This is a genomic window from Bacteroides thetaiotaomicron VPI-5482 (genome assembly GCF_000011065.1).
Lineage (GTDB): Bacteria > Bacteroidota > Bacteroidia > Bacteroidales > Bacteroidaceae > Bacteroides > Bacteroides thetaiotaomicron.
Map to the genome: position 1 here is coordinate 4,381,915 of NC_004663.1, position 13,804 is coordinate 4,395,718.

Annotated in this window: 9 protein-coding genes and 1 pseudogene; 9 read left to right on the top strand and 1 reads right to left on the bottom strand. The window is 46.2% G+C overall.

Going from position 1 to position 13,804, the window contains the following annotated elements; genetic code table 11:
- Positions 1-2 precede the first annotated feature (2 nt).
- From nusA to BT_RS17260, 8 genes are all read left to right on the top strand, one after another.
- Positions 3-1,322 carry a transcription termination factor NusA gene (gene nusA, locus BT_RS17225; RefSeq protein ID WP_008763665.1) on the top strand — a complete coding sequence of 440 codons (1,320 nt, stop codon included), beginning with the start codon at positions 3-5 and terminating at the stop codon, positions 1,320-1,322.
- Positions 1,323-1,374: 52 nt separating this feature from the next.
- The gene (gene infB, locus BT_RS17230; protein ID WP_011108813.1) at positions 1,375-4,497 is read left to right on the top strand and encodes a translation initiation factor IF-2; all 3,123 of its coding nucleotides are present in this window, start codon (positions 1,375-1,377) and stop codon (positions 4,495-4,497) included.
- 79 nt (positions 4,498-4,576) lie between these two features.
- The gene (locus tag BT_RS17235; protein ID WP_008767606.1) at positions 4,577-5,107 is read left to right on the top strand and encodes a CvpA family protein; all 531 of its coding nucleotides are present in this window, start codon (positions 4,577-4,579) and stop codon (positions 5,105-5,107) included.
- Positions 5,085-6,539, top strand: a complete 1,455-nt coding sequence (gene sufB / locus BT_RS17240; RefSeq protein WP_008767607.1) for a Fe-S cluster assembly protein SufB — start codon at positions 5,085-5,087, stop codon at positions 6,537-6,539. Before BT_RS17235 ends, sufB begins: the two co-directional genes overlap by 23 nt.
- A 15-nt stretch (positions 6,540-6,554) precedes the next feature.
- Positions 6,555-7,307, top strand: coding sequence for a Fe-S cluster assembly ATPase SufC (sufC, locus tag BT_RS17245; RefSeq protein ID WP_008763669.1), 753 nt, complete (start codon positions 6,555-6,557; stop codon positions 7,305-7,307).
- Between the two features lie 2 nt (positions 7,308-7,309).
- Positions 7,310-8,653: a Fe-S cluster assembly protein SufD gene (gene sufD / locus BT_RS17250; protein WP_008767608.1), complete on the top strand. Its 1,344-nt coding sequence runs from the start codon at positions 7,310-7,312 to the stop codon at positions 8,651-8,653.
- A 12-nt stretch (positions 8,654-8,665) separates the two neighbouring features.
- Entirely contained in the window at positions 8,666-9,877 is a 1,212-nt protein-coding gene (locus tag BT_RS17255) for a cysteine desulfurase (RefSeq protein WP_008767609.1), read from the top strand.
- Between the two features lie 306 nt (positions 9,878-10,183).
- Positions 10,184-10,507: a heavy metal-binding domain-containing protein gene (locus BT_RS17260; protein WP_008767610.1), complete on the top strand. Its 324-nt coding sequence runs from the start codon at positions 10,184-10,186 to the stop codon at positions 10,505-10,507.
- Positions 10,508-10,680: 173 nt separating this feature from the next.
- On the opposite strand, the pseudogene BT_RS24720 reads toward BT_RS17260, so the two are convergent.
- Positions 10,681-10,875 (bottom strand): annotated as a pseudogene (locus tag BT_RS24720) (GH36 C-terminal domain-containing protein); the annotation flags it as partial.
- 391 nt (positions 10,876-11,266) lie between these two features.
- Between BT_RS24720 and BT_RS17270 the strand changes: the two are divergent.
- Complete coding sequence (locus BT_RS17270) at positions 11,267-13,471, top strand: sodium-translocating pyrophosphatase (protein WP_008767612.1); 2,205 nt, start codon at positions 11,267-11,269, stop codon at positions 13,469-13,471.
- The last annotated feature ends 333 nt before the right edge of the window (positions 13,472-13,804 follow it).

Genomic DNA, 13,804 nt, shown 5'->3' on the forward strand with positions numbered 1-13,804 from the left:
TTATGGCCAAAAAAGAAGAAACAATCAGCTTGATTGATACATTTTCGGAATTTAAGGAACTGAAGAATATCGATAGAACGACGATGGTTAGCGTACTTGAAGAGTCGTTCCGTAGCGTAATCGCGAAAATGTTTGGCACCGATGAGAATTACGACGTGATCGTGAACCCGGACAAGGGTGACTTCGAGATATGGCGTAACCGTGAAGTTGTGGCCGATGAAGATTTGACAAACCCCAATATGCAGATTTCGCTGACGGAAGCACAGAAAATCGATGCTTCATACGAAGAAGGCGAAGAAGTGACTGATGAGGTGATCTTTGCCAAGTTCGGACGTCGTGCTATCCTGAATCTCCGTCAGACACTGGCTTCAAAGATTCTGGAACTTGAAAAGGACAGTATTTATAATAAATATATTGATAAAGTAGGTACAATCATCAACGCGGAAGTATACCAGATCTGGAAAAAGGAAATGTTGCTTCTGGACGATGAAGGAAACGAACTGCTGTTGCCTAAGACTGAACAGATCCCGAGCGACTTTTATCGTAAAGGTGAAACAGCCCGTGCAGTGGTTGCCCGCGTAGACAACAAGAACAATAATCCGAAGATTATTTTGTCACGTACTTCTCCCGTTTTCCTGCAACGTCTGTTCGAAATGGAAGTGCCTGAAATCAATGATGGTTTGATTACCATTAAAAAGATTGCCCGTATCCCTGGCGAACGTGCCAAGATCGCAGTGGAATCTTATGATGACAGAATCGATCCCGTAGGCGCCTGCGTAGGTGTAAAGGGGAGTCGTATTCATGGGATTGTTCGTGAATTACGCAATGAAAATATCGACGTGATCAATTACACATCGAACATTTCATTGTTTATCCAGCGTGCCTTGAGCCCGGCTAAGATTTCTTCTATCCGTCTGAATGAGGAAGAGAAAAAGGCTGAGGTATTCCTTAAACCGGAAGAGGTATCGCTTGCTATTGGTAAAGGCGGTTTGAATATCAAACTGGCCAGTATGTTGACTGAGTACACTATCGACGTGTTCCGTGAATTGGATGAGAATGTGGCTGACGAGGATATCTATCTCGACGAGTTCAGAGATGAAATCGACGGATGGGTGATCGATGCAATCAAGGCTATCGGTATCGATACTGCGAAGGCTGTGTTGAATGCGCCTCGCGAGATGTTGATTGAAAAGACGGACCTGGAAGAAGAGACAGTGGACGAGGTAATACGTATTTTGAAATCGGAGTTTGAAGAAGAACCGGCAGCAGAGATGGAGCCTGAGACAGAGGCGGAACCTGAAGCTGAACCAACACAAGAGTAATATGCATTACGATTGAATTTTCTTCGCTCCATTTATTCATTAAATTTTAAATATGACGATAAGGTTAAACAAAGTTACAAGAGATTTGAATGTAGGAATCGCGACGGTAGTTGAGTTCCTGCAAAAGAAAGGGTATACCGTTGAGGCTAATCCTAATACCAAAATTAGTGAGGAGCAGTACGCTGTGCTCGTTAAAGAGTTTAGTACAGACAAGAACCTTAGACTTGAATCGGAGCGTTTCATCCAGGAACGTCAGAATAAGGAACGTAATAAGGCATCGGTATCTATCGAGGGCTTCGAGAAGCAGCAGGAGAAACCGAAGTCGGAAGATGTGATTAAGACAGTCGTACCGGAGGATGCACGTCCTAAGTTTAAACCTGTCGGAAAAATAGATTTGGATAAATTCAGCGGTCGGAGAACAGATAAAGTAGAAAAAGCGCCGGAAAAGAAAGTAGAACCTGTAGTAGAACAACCTGTGGTAGAGCAACCCGTTGCTGAAAAAACAGTCGTTGAGAAACCAGTGGTTGAATCCGAAGTGAAAAAGGAAGAGCCGAAAGTGGAAAAGGTGGAAGTAATTGCACCGAAACCTGCACCAGTAGAACAGCCAGTAGTAGCGCCGAAACCTGCAGTGGAGACAAAACCGGTAGAAGTTGAGAAAGTAGTAGTGGAAGAAGTAAAGAAAGAAGAGCCGAAGGTGGTAGAAACTGCACCTGTGAAGGCAGAAGAACGTAAAGTAGAAAGAACGGCAGAAGTAACTGCAACAGTGACAACTCCGACTGAAGAAAATGCGTCGAAAGAAAATGAGGTGTTTAAAATCCGTCAACCGGAACTGGGAGCGAAGATCAATGTCATCGGTCAGATTGACCTGGCTGCATTGAATCAGTCTACCCGTCCTAAGAAGAAATCGAAGGAAGAAAAACGCCGTGAACGCGAAGAAAAAGAAAAAGTTCGTCAGGATCAGAAGAAACTGATGAAGGAAGCTATCATCAAGGAAATCCGTAAAGAGGACAGTAAACAGGCAAAACCGGGCGTAAAAGATAATAATGCCGATGCTGCCAGAAAGAAACGGAATCGTATCAACAAAGAGAAGGTGGATGTCAACAATGTGGCAACTTCCAACTTTGCTGCTCCGAGACCCAATACTCAGACCGGTAAAGGTGGTGGCAACCATCCCCGTCCTCAGGGTCAAGGCCAGGGACAGGGCAATAATAATAACAACAACAAGAAGAATAATAATAAGGATCGCTTCAAGAAGCCGGTTATCAAGCAGGAGGTTAGCGAAGAAGATGTAGCAAAGCAGGTAAAAGAAACTTTGGCACGTCTGACAACCAAGGGTAAGAACAAGACTTCTAAGTACCGCAAGGAAAAACGTGAAATGGCTTCCAACCGTATGCAGGAACTGGAAGATCAGGAAATGGCAGAAAGCAAGGTACTGAAGCTGACTGAGTTCGTAACGGCTAACGAGTTGGCAACGATGATGGACGTATCAGTCAATCAGGTTATTGCAACTTGTATGAGTATCGGTATGATGGTTTCCATCAACCAGCGTCTGGATGCGGAAACAATTAATCTGGTAGCCGAAGAGTTTGGTTTCAAGACCGAATATGTAAGTGCGGAAGTGGCACAGGCTATCGTGGAAGAAGAAGATGCTCCGGAAGATTTGCAGCCACGTGCTCCAATCGTAACGGTGATGGGACACGTTGACCACGGTAAGACATCCTTGCTTGACTACATCCGTAAGGCGAATGTAATTGCCGGTGAAGCCGGAGGTATTACACAGCACATCGGTGCTTACAACGTACAGTTGGAAGACGGACGCCGTATTACGTTCCTGGATACTCCGGGTCATGAGGCGTTTACTGCTATGCGTGCCCGTGGTGCGAAAGTAACGGATATTGCGATCATTATTGTGGCAGCCGATGATAACGTGATGCCGCAGACGAAGGAAGCGATCAATCATGCGATGGCAGCAGGTGTACCTATTGTATTTGCAATCAATAAGGTAGATAAGCCGACTGCTAATCCGGACAAGATTAAAGAAGAACTGGCTGCAATGAACTATCTCGTGGAAGAATGGGGTGGTAAATACCAGTCACAAGATATCTCTGCCAAGAAAGGTATGGGTGTGGAAGATTTGATGGAAAAAGTATTGCTGGAAGCTGAAATGCTTGATTTGAAGGCAAATCCGAACCGTAATGCGACAGGGTCCATCATTGAATCTTCATTGGATAAGGGACGTGGTTATGTAGCTACGGTGCTGGTATCGAATGGTACTTTGAAAGTAGGAGATATTGTATTGGCAGGAACCAGCTACGGACGTGTGAAAGCCATGTTCAACGAACGTAATCAGCGCGTGAAAGAAGCGGGACCAGCCGAACCGGCATTGATTCTGGGACTGAACGGTGCTCCTGCTGCAGGTGATACGTTCCATGTAGTTGAAAGTGATCAGGAAGCCCGTGAAATCACGAATAAACGTGAACAGCTGGCTCGTGAACAAGGCTTGCGTACACAGAAGATCCTGACTTTGGACGAACTTGGCCGTCGTATTGCTTTGGGTAACTTCCAGGAATTGAACATCATCGTCAAAGGTGACGTGGACGGTTCTGTAGAAGCATTGAGCGACTCGTTGATCAAGTTGTCTACTGAACAGATCCAGGTAAATGTGATCCATAAAGGCGTGGGTGCTATCTCCGAATCGGATGTATCACTGGCTGCTGCTTCGGATGCGATTATCGTCGGATTCCAGGTACGTCCTTCGGGTGCTGCCGCTAAGATGGCGGAACAGGAAGGTGTCGATATCCGTAAGTACTCCGTCATCTACGATGCAATCGAGGAGGTGAAGGCCGCTATGGAAGGTATGTTAGCTCCGGAACTGAAAGAACAGATTACGGCTACGATCGAAATCCGCGAAGTGTTCAATATCACGAAAGTGGGACTTGTGGCTGGTGCGGTAGTGAAGACCGGAAAGGTGAAACGAAGCGACAAGGCTCGTCTGATCCGCGATGGTATCGTTATCTTCACCGGAAACATCAATGCACTGAAACGCTTCAAGGACGACGTGAAGGAAGTAGGTACAAACTTCGAGTGCGGTATCAGTCTGGTGAACTGCAACGACATGAAGGTAGGCGATATGATCGAGACATTCGAAGAAATAGAAGTGAAACAGACGTTATAAATTGTACTGAATCGAGAATATACGGAGGCACAGAGTGGATTTACAACTCCGTGCCTCCTTTTTCTTTTAAAAAGAGATAATGACAACGATTGATATAATTATCCTTATTATAATAGGTGCCGGTGTGGTGGCGGGCTTTATGAAAGGCTTTATCCGTCAGCTGGCTTCTATTCTGGGATTGGTCGTCGGTTTGCTGGCAGCAAAGGCTTTGTATGCAACGTTGGCGGAGAAGCTTTGTCCGGCTGTGACAGACTCGATGACGGTTGCACAGGTATTGGCTTTTATTGTCATCTGGATCGCTGTTCCGCTGATATTCACGTTAGTGGCGTCCTTGCTGACGAAAGCGATGGAAGCTATTTCACTGGGGTGGCTGAACCGTTGGCTGGGGAGTGGATTGGGAGCACTCAAATTTCTGTTGTTAACGAGCCTTGTGATCTGTGTGATAGAGTTTATCGATAGCGATAATAAGTTAATTAGTGCAACAAAAAAGAGCGAATCATTGTTATATTATCCTATGGAAACGTTTGCGGGAATCTTTTTCCCTGCTGCTAAGAATATAACGCAACAATATATATTAGATAATAAAGATGCAACAAGAAGAACCCAATAAATATGTAAAGGAACTGACGCAGGAGAAGTATAAATATGGCTTCACCACGGAAGTACACACCGATGTTATTGAGCGTGGACTCAACGAAGATGTAGTTCGTCTGATTTCATCGAAAAAAGATGAACCCGAATGGCTGCTGGAGTTCCGACTGAAAGCGTATCGCCATTGGCTGACGCTGGAAATGCCGACTTGGGCACATCTCCGTATTCCGGAGATTGATTATCAGGCAATTTCGTACTATGCCGATCCGACGAAGAAGAAAGAAGGACCGAAGAGTATGGATGAAGTAGATCCGGAACTGATAAAGACATTCAATAAACTGGGGATTCCTTTGGAAGAACAGATGGCATTGAGCGGAATGGCTGTGGATGCAGTGATGGACTCGGTATCTGTAAAGACTACTTTCAAAGAGACACTGATGGAGAAAGGCATTATATTCTGCTCTTTTAGTGAAGCGGTACGGGAACATCCGGACCTTGTGAAGAAGTATATGGGCTCGGTAGTAGGCTATCGGGATAACTTCTTTGCTGCTTTGAACTCGGCCGTGTTCTCTGACGGTTCTTTCGTTTACATACCGAAGGGAGTACGCTGCCCGATGGAGCTTTCTACCTATTTCCGTATCAATGCCCGTAATACGGGACAGTTTGAACGTACGCTGATTGTGGCGGACGACGATTCGTATGTATCTTATCTGGAGGGATGTACCGCACCGATGCGTGATGAAAATCAGTTGCATGCGGCTATCGTGGAGATTGTGGTACATGATCGTGCAGAAGTGAAATACAGTACGGTTCAGAACTGGTATCCGGGTGATGCCGAAGGTAAAGGTGGAGTCTACAACTTTGTGACGAAACGCGGCAACTGCAAAGGGGTGGACAGCAAACTGTCCTGGACACAGGTGGAAACCGGTTCGGCTATCACGTGGAAGTACCCTTCCTGCATATTGACAGGCGATAATTCGACGGCTGAGTTTTATTCTGTAGCTGTGACAAATAATTATCAGCAGGCAGATACCGGAACAAAAATGATTCATCTGGGAAAGAATACCCGCAGCACGATTGTCAGCAAAGGTATCTCTGCCGGACATAGCGAGAACTCTTATCGCGGACTGGTACGTGTAGCTGAAAAAGCCGATAATGCACGAAATTACAGCCAGTGTGACTCTTTGCTGCTGGGCGACAAATGTGGTGCGCATACTTTCCCGTATATGGATATCCATAATGAGACGGCTGTGGTGGAGCATGAGGCGACTACCAGCAAGATCAGCGAAGATCAGATATTCTATTGCAATCAGCGGGGTATCCCGACGGAGGATGCTATCGGGCTGATTGTTAACGGATATGCGAAAGAAGTATTAAATAAACTTCCGATGGAGTTTGCAGTGGAAGCACAGAAGTTGCTTACTATTTCGTTGGAAGGAAGCGTGGGATAAAAAATAAATAAGCTTATGTTAGAGATAAAAGACCTGCATGCCAGCATTAATGGCAAAGAGATATTGAAAGGTATTAACCTGACGGTGAAACCGGGCGAAGTACATGCGATAATGGGGCCGAACGGTTCCGGAAAGAGTACGCTTTCTTCTGTTCTGGTGGGAAATCCTGCTTTTGAGGTGACAAAAGGTTCGGTCACTTTCTATGGCAAGAATCTGCTGGAGTTGAGTCCGGAAGACCGTAGTCATGAAGGTATTTTCCTTAGTTTCCAGTATCCGGTAGAAATCCCCGGAGTAAGCATGGTGAACTTCATGAGGGCGGCTGTCAATGAACAGCGCAAGTATAAAGGTCTGCCTGCGTTGACTGCCAGCGAATTTCTGAAACTGATGCGTGAGAAGCGTGCCGTAGTCGAACTGGACAATAAACTTGCCAATCGTTCGGTGAATGAAGGTTTCTCCGGTGGTGAGAAGAAGCGTAACGAGATCTTCCAGATGGCAATGCTGGAGCCGCGTCTGAGCATTCTTGACGAGACAGACTCCGGTCTGGATATTGATGCCCTTCGTATTGTAGCGGAAGGCGTGAATAAGCTCAAGACTCCCGAAACAAGTACGATCGTCATCACTCACTATCAGCGTCTGCTCGATTATATCAAACCGGATATAGTGCACGTACTCTATAAAGGTCGTATTGTGAAAACTGCCGGGCCGGAACTAGCCTTGGAACTGGAAGAAAAGGGATACGATTGGATTAAGAAAGAAGTAGGAGAATAACGATGAATGTAGAACAACAATACATAGATCTCTTCTCTCAGACGGAAGCCATGATCTGCAAGCATAGTGCGGAAGTGCTGAATGCACCCCGTGCGGCTGCTTTTGCTGATTTTGAGCGTCTCGGATTCCCGACCCGTAAGATGGAGAAGTATAAATACACGGATATAAGTAAGTATTTCGAGCCTGATTACGGCCTGAACCTTAACCGTCTTCAGATTCCGGTCAATCCGTACGAAGTGTTTAAGTGCGATGTCCCGAATATGAGCACAGCCTTGTATTTTGTGGTAAACGACGCATTTTATAATAAAGCGCTTCCTAAAACTCATTTGCCGGAAGGCGTCATCTTCGGCAGCCTCAAAGAAGTCGCTGCGGAACATCCCGAACTGGTGAAGAAGTACTACGGTAAGCTGGCTGATACCTCCAAGGATGGCATAACAGCTTTTAATACAGCTTTTGCACAGGATGGAGTCATCTTCTATGTTCCGAAGAACGTAATCGTAGAGAAGCCTATCCAACTGGTGAATATCCTTCGTGCAGATGTCAACTTCATGGTGAACCGTCGCGTGCTGATCATCCTGGAAGATGGAGCGCAGGCACGCCTGTTGATCTGTGATCATGCGATGGATAATGTGAACTTCCTTGCAACACAGGTGATCGAAGTATTTGCCGGAGAGAATGCGGTATTCGATATGTATGAGCTTGAAGAAACACATACAAGTACGGTTCGTATCAGTAACCTGTACGTGAAGCAGGAAGCAAACAGCAATGTTTTGCTGAATGGCATGACGCTGCACAACGGAACTACCCGTAATACAACAGAAGTTCTGCTAGCCGGCGAAGGGGCTGAGATTAATCTTTGCGGTATGGCAATCGCTGATAAAAACCAGCATGTGGATAATAATACCTCCATTGATCATGCAGTACCGAATTGTACCAGTAATGAATTATTCAAGTACGTGCTTGATGACCAGTCGACCGGTGCTTTTGCCGGACTGGTATTGGTACGTCCTGATGCCCAGCATACAAATTCTCAACAGACCAACCGCAACCTTTGTGCCACACGCGATGCGCGTATGTACACGCAGCCGCAGCTTGAAATCTATGCGGACGATGTGAAATGCTCTCACGGAGCAACTGTGGGCCAGTTGGACGAGAATGCTTTGTTCTATATGCGTGCACGCGGAATAGCGGAGAAAGAAGCACGCTTGCTTCTGATGTTTGCATTCGTCAATGAAGTCATCGATACGATTCGTCTGGATGCATTGAAAGACCGTCTGCACCTGTTGGTAGAAAAACGCTTCCGTGGCGAATTGAACAAGTGCCAGGGATGTGCAATATGTAAATGATGAATAAGTAAAATGGATATTCAAAAGATACGTGAAGACTTTCCGATATTGAGCCGTACGGTGTATGGTAAACCATTGGTTTATTTCGATAACGGTGCGACGACTCAGAAACCTCGTCTGGTGGTGGATGCGCTGGTAGATGAGTATTACTCTGTGAATGCGAATGTGCATCGCGGAGTACATTACCTTTCCCAGCAGGCAACGGAACTGCATGAAGCTTCCCGCGAAACGGTACGGCAGTTTATCAATGCCGGCAGCACGAATGAGGTCGTCTTTACACGGGGTACGACGGAAAGTATCAATTTGCTTGTTTCCAGCTTTGGAGATGAGTTTATGCAGGAAGGCGATGAGGTGATCCTTTCAGTGATGGAGCATCACAGTAATATCGTTCCCTGGCAACTTCTGGCTGCCCGCAAAGGAATTGCCATCAAGGTCATTCCGATGAATGACAAGGGCGAACTGTTGCTGGATGAATATGAAAAGTTATTCACCGAGCGTACAAAGATAGTCAGTGTAGTTCAGGTGTCGAACGTATTGGGAACCGTAAATCCTGTCAAGGAAATGATTGCGACGGCTCATGCGCATGGAGTACCTTTTCTAGTGGATGCTGCACAGTCTATCCCCCATATGAAGGTGGATGTGCAAGACTTGGATGCCGATTTTCTGGTGTTCTCCGCACATAAGGTTTATGGGCCGACAGGCGTCGGTGTGCTTTATGGAAAGGAAGAATGGCTGGATCGTATGCCCCCTTATCAAGGAGGAGGAGAAATGATTCAGCACGTCTCTTTTGAAAAGACTACCTTCAACGAACTGCCTTTCAAGTTTGAAGCCGGTACGCCGGACTACATCGGTACTACCGGACTGGCAAAAGCCCTTGACTATGTTAATGGTATTGGACTCGATCCAATCGCCGCTCATGAACACGAGCTGACGACGTATGCGCTGAAGCGATTGAAGGAAATACCCAATATGCGTATTTTCGGTGAGGCGGCAGATCGGGGAGCGGTGATTTCATTTCTGGTGGGAGATATTCACCATTTCGATTTGGGAACATTGTTAGACCGTTTAGGTATCGCTGTCCGCACGGGGCACCATTGTGCGCAACCGTTGATGCAGCGGCTCGGAATCGAAGGTACGGTACGTGCATCATTTGCCATGTACAATACACGATCGGAAGTGGACGCATTAGTGGCTGGGATCGAACGCGTCAGCCAGATGTTCTAAAGATATTAATCGCTATTCCTGCAAGAATAGCGATTTTTTTTATTCTTTAACTAAAAAAATCTCTTTGAAGTGCAGTGATTTGAAGTTTCCTGCGTCTAATAAGAAAGAATAAAAATCATTTTAGGTATATTAAGTTGGTCGTGAGACCGCGCTTTCTATAAATTCTCTCTCTCTTTAACTCTAATTGGCGGCTATATCGCATATTCTTGCGGTATAGCCGCAATTTTTTTAGGGTGACATTGCAACCTTTTGGGGGTATCCTGCGTCTAATAGGATAGTAAACAACTAAAAAAGAAGAAAAAGATCATGTTAGTGACTACAACTCCCATCATTGAGGGAAAACGAATAGTAAAGTACTACGGAATTGTTTCCGGAGAGACAATCATTGGTGCCAATGTATTCCGTGACTTGTTTGCAAGTATTCGGGATATTGTAGGAGGTCGTTCCGGTGCATATGAAGAAGTACTACGTATGGCAAAAGATACAGCTTTGCAGGAGATGCAGGCACAGGCAGCAAAGTTAGGAGCCAATGCAGTGATCGGTGTCGATCTGGATTATGAAACAGTAGGAGGCAGCGGTAGTATGCTGATGGTAACTGCCAACGGAACTGCTGTAACGATTGAAGATTAGTTGATTGTTTTATTGTATGAGAAAGGGGATTCACCACGAACGGTGTTTCCCCTTTTGTTCTTAATGTTTGTGCCATGCCTTTGGCACAGTTGTGCCACTGCGTTGGCACTGCTATGCCAAGCCCTTGGCACAAGCGTGCCAAAGGCTTGGCATGAGTAAGGCAGTAGGAAGTTATCTGCCGTAAGCTCAATCACGCGGCTAAAGGCTTGATTAGTGGTGAAAGCATCTATGCCCACTTTCATCAGATAATCACTGGAATAAGTCTTTTCGTTGGCAGCCAGGCTGGATTTACTATTCGGCATCAGATTGATTTCTTTTACCTTATACATTTTCTTGGCATCCAATCCCTGTAGTTTAACAGGCAATAGTTAGTTTGCGGGCATAAAAAAAGGCTATCTATCCCAGACAGCCAATCTTTTGTTAACCTTAAATCTAATACTATGAAAAACACACTACAAAGATAGGGACTTTTCGGCTATCTCCAAATTTTCGGGGCAAAGTGAGGCGCTTTATAACATGGTTTAATAGAAATAACGGGTTTGTTAACGATTAACGTAATAAGACTAAAAATTAACTAACGAGCTATTGGCCTGATGCTCTTTTGCAGGATTCTCAAAAGACTTTTTTACTTGTTTTACCTTCGTTTCATTGAGAGTTATCGCATCAATCGGCAAGTTGGATTTTTTTTCTCTTTTGCTTGCTTTTTTCGTTTGATTTCCATACTTTTAGCCTCCATAAAACCCTTTAATAATTAATTCTATGGATAGCATTCTTTTCTGGCTGGTTCCGGTCGCTTCAGTGTTAGCCCTCTGTTTTGCTTATTACTTCCATAAGCAGATGATGAAAGAGAGTGAAGGTACTCCCCAAATGATAAAAATAGCCGCTGCGGTACGCAAGGGAGCTATGTCTTATCTGAAACAACAGTACAAGATTGTAGGTTGTGTTTTCCTTGGGCTGGTTATTTTGTTTTCAATTATGGCTTATGGCTTTCATGTTCAGAATGTGTGGGTTCCCATAGCTTTCCTGACGGGTGGTTTCTTCTCCGGTCTTTCCGGTTTCCTGGGTATGAAGACGGCAACCTATGCTTCGGCACGTACGGCGAATGCGGCACGCAATTCATTGAACTCCGGACTGAGAATCGCTTTCCGCAGTGGTGCGGTAATGGGACTCGTTGTAGTCGGACTGGGGTTGCTCGATATATCTTTCTGGTATCTGTTGCTGAACGCGGTGATTCCCGCCGACGCACTGACACCGACTCATAAACTTTGCGTAATCACTACCACGATGCTGACGTTCGGTATGGGAGCTTCCACACAGGCGCTCTTTGCCCGTGTAGGTGGCGGTATATATACAAAAGCTGCCGACGTAGGCGCCGACCTTGTGGGTAAGGTAGAAGCCGGAATTCCCGAAGACGATCCGCGAAACCCTGCCACCATTGCCGATAATGTAGGCGATAACGTAGGCGACGTGGCAGGTATGGGAGCCGACTTGTACGAATCTTATTGCGGTTCTATCCTGGCGACTGCCGCATTGGGTGCTGCCGCCTTTATACATTCGGCAGATACGGTCATGCAGTTCAAAGCAGTTATTGCCCCGATGCTGATTGCTGCGGTAGGTATTCTGCTTTCCATTATCGGCATCTTCTCCGTGCGCACCAAAGAAAATGCGACGGTGAAAGATTTGCTCGGCTCGCTGGCATTCGGAACAAACCTGAGTTCCGTGCTGATTGTGGCTGCTACCTTCTTAATCCTGTGGCTCTTACAGTTGGACAACTGGATTTGGATTTCATGCGCTGTCGTAGTCGGCCTGTTGGTCGGCATTGTGATCGGACGTTCTACCGAATATTATACTTCCCAGTCGTATCGCCCTACTCAGAAACTGAGTGAAAGCGGAAAGACTGGACCTGCCACCGTCATTATCTCCGGTATCGGTCTGGGTATGCTTTCTACGGCTATTCCCGTGATTGCGGTAGTGGTGGGTATCATTGCCTCCTTCCTGCTTGCTTCCGGTTTCGATTTTTCCAACGTGGGTATGGGACTCTACGGTATCGGTATTGCCGCTGTCGGTATGCTGTCCACATTAGGAATCACACTGGCTACGGACGCTTACGGCCCGATTGCTGATAATGCAGGCGGTAATGCCGAAATGGCCGGTCTGGGTGCCGAAGTCCGCAAGCGTACCGATGCGCTCGACTCTTTGGGAAATACAACCGCGGCAACCGGAAAAGGTTTTGCTATCGGTTCCGCTGCATTGACCGGACTGGCTTTGCTGGCATCCTATATCGAAGAAATCCGTATCGGTCTGACCCGTTTGGGGACAGTAGACCTGAGTATGCCGAACGGCGATGTTGTCTCAACCGCCAATGCTACCTTTGTCGATTTCATGAACTATTACGACGTGACGCTGATGAATCCGAAAGTTCTTTCCGGTATGTTCCTCGGTTCGATGATGGCGTTCTTGTTCTGTGGATTGACGATGAATGCGGTCGGCCGCGCAGCCGGACACATGGTAGATGAGGTGCGTCGTCAGTTCCGTGAGATCAAAGGCATTCTGACAGGAGAAGCCGAGCCGGATTATGAACGTTGTGTGGCTATCTCAACCAAGGGTGCGCAGCGCGAAATGGTGATTCCGTCGCTGATTGCTATCCTTGCGCCTATCGCTACCGGATTAATCTTCGGAGTGACCGGAGTACTGGGACTGCTGATCGGCGGTTTGAGCACAGGTTTTGTGCTGGCTATCTTTATGGCCAATGCAGGCGGTGCGTGGGATAATGCGAAGAAATATGTAGAAGAGGGGAACTTTGGAGGCAAAGGCGGTGAAGTGCATAAGGCAACCGTAGTAGGCGATACTGTGGGCGACCCGTTTAAGGATACTTCCGGCCCGAGTCTGAATATTTTAATCAAGCTTATGAGCATGGTAGCCATTGTGATGGCAGGGCTTACCGTCGCCTGGAGTTTGTTTTAACTAAAAGAAGGTTTGTTTATTGAAGAGGGCGATAGCCGGAGATAAGTCCGGTTATCGCTTTCTGATTATATAGAACCGGGTAAACACCTTTTTTGCGCACTTAATCACTTTTTTCCGGCAGATGATCCTGTTTCGGGGCATTTCATGCAAATACTCGCTCAAAGCCATTTTCTCGTCTCTTATTATTTAGATACTTTTGCAAGACGATATATTATAAGTTATAAAGGGGAAATGGAAGAAATCTATCATAATGGCTAAGGGGAAAGGCTGATGTTATCAACGAACAAAATCTGTAAAACGAATGGTAGGGTGATGGTTCCGGTCGTCAAGGCT